Source organism: Pseudomonas sp. HY2-MNA-CIBAN-0224, from assembly GCF_040310285.1.
Taxonomy (GTDB): Bacteria; Pseudomonadota; Gammaproteobacteria; order Pseudomonadales; family Pseudomonadaceae; genus Aquipseudomonas; species Aquipseudomonas helleri.
This window is the reverse complement of the sequence record NZ_JBEOPQ010000644.1, coordinates 1-261: the sequence shown is the minus strand read 5'-3', so window position 1 is coordinate 261 and position 261 is coordinate 1. Positions and strand designations below refer to the sequence as shown.

At 40.6% G+C, this 261-nt stretch carries 1 protein-coding gene; it reads right to left on the bottom strand.

Going from position 1 to position 261, the window contains the following annotated elements; translation table 11 throughout:
• Positions 1 to 261: hypothetical protein (locus AAEZ03_RS27900; protein WP_350583160.1), on the bottom strand; the 261-nt coding region annotated here is incomplete at both ends.

The following is a 261-nucleotide window of genomic DNA, read 5'->3' as shown; positions in this document are numbered from 1 at the left end:
GATCATTCCTGCGACCAGTTTTACCGAGTCTTTTTTTGCTTCTGTGGCACTATTTTCCTGATACGCTATTTGCAACGTGTTATTCGTTTGCATAACGTCAATTCTTTCGCCATTACGGTCATTAACCTGACTAAAACTGGGTGTTATAGCAGACTCAGATAAATCAATTGTCTTATGCCCAAAAACAGTGCCATTAGGTTCTGAGTATTCGACTCTATACGTTTTATCACTGAGCGGTTGATGGGTTTCCCGGTACAGTAA